This is a genomic window from Treponema sp. R6D11 (genome assembly GCF_054786075.1).
In genome coordinates this window covers 1-521 of record NZ_BDHD01000793.1, presented here as the reverse complement: position 1 = coordinate 521, position 521 = coordinate 1, and the positions used below count along the sequence as shown (strand labels likewise).

Sequence of the window (521 nt, the reverse complement as noted above, 5' to 3'; positions counted from 1 at the left end):
GTATGAATATTACCCGTAATTTATTGCAAATGATGAATGGGACTATTGAAATAAAAAGTAAGCCGAATGAAGGTTCTGTTTTTACCGTGCGTCTGCCGCAAAAATTTATGGACTCTGACCCGATTGGCAGGGTAATGGCTGAAAACCTGATGCAACTTAATTTTGTAAATGAGCAAAGAATAAGAAACTTACAAATAAACCGCGAATATATGCCATACGGCAGAGTTTTAATCGTTGACGATGTGGAAACCAATCTTTATGTAGCAAGAGGGTTAATGGCATCTTATGATCTTTCCATTGATACCGCAATGAGCGGGTATGAGGCTATCGAAAAAATAAAAAATAAATTTGATTACGATGTTATTTTTATGGATCACATGATGCCAAAAATGGACGGCATTGAAACGACTAAAATAATCCGCGAATTAGGTTATACAAAACCAATTGTCGCGCTAACCGCAAATGCTCTTACAGGACAAGCGGAAATGTTCTTAAAAAACGGGTTTGATGAATTTATATCC

General features: G+C 36.5%; 1 protein-coding gene. It reads left to right on the top strand.

Going from position 1 to position 521, the window contains the following annotated elements; genetic code table 11:
- Positions 1 to 29: 29 nt before the first annotated feature.
- Positions 30 to 521, top strand: a 492-nt coding sequence (locus ACYVTD_RS16145; protein WP_461248699.1) for a response regulator, incomplete at its 3' end; no start/stop codon positions are given.